This window comes from Paenibacillus sp. 01T422 (genome assembly GCF_056398785.1).
The window spans coordinates 1-490 of record NZ_JBFTQB010001618.1 but is presented as its reverse complement, the minus strand read 5'-3'; the positions used below and the strand labels follow the sequence as shown (position 1 = coordinate 490).

1 pseudogene is annotated in these 490 nt (G+C 24.1%); it reads left to right on the top strand.

Annotation, left to right across the window (positions count from 1 at the left end):
• Positions 1-246 precede the first annotated feature (246 nt).
• Positions 247-490, top strand: a pseudogene (locus AC1DUA_RS40445) (acyltransferase); the annotation flags it as partial.

The window sequence follows — 490 nt, the reverse complement described above, 5'->3', positions numbered from 1 at the left end:
GACTTATGTTAGAGGGTACCTTTCAAGCCCAATGGCATTATCAAACTATGAGTAAACCAACATTAATTATGAATTTACTAATAAGAGTAATTCTTTTATATTGTAAAGATTATCCAAAGTCATTGTTAAATAAAAATAGTTTTTTACTGAAATGTAAAGTGAATCGACGAAAAACTTATTTTGAAAAACTATGTAAATATATGTTTATGTCTGCGTAGAATATTAAAATGAAAGGATATAAATGACTTGATTAGAGTAACAAATTTTATAATAACAAAAATTAAGAAAAAGGATTATAAATTAGATAGTAATATAAAATCAGTAAATTTATTCTCTATACTTATTGAGAGAGCGATTTATCTGTTACGAGGATATATAAAAAAAGTTGGTTTAAAAGAGTCGGGATTGATATTATTTATGGGAAGATCAGTAATACTAAAGCATAAAAATTATATCATTTTGAAAAATGGTGTAACACTGGATAATTATG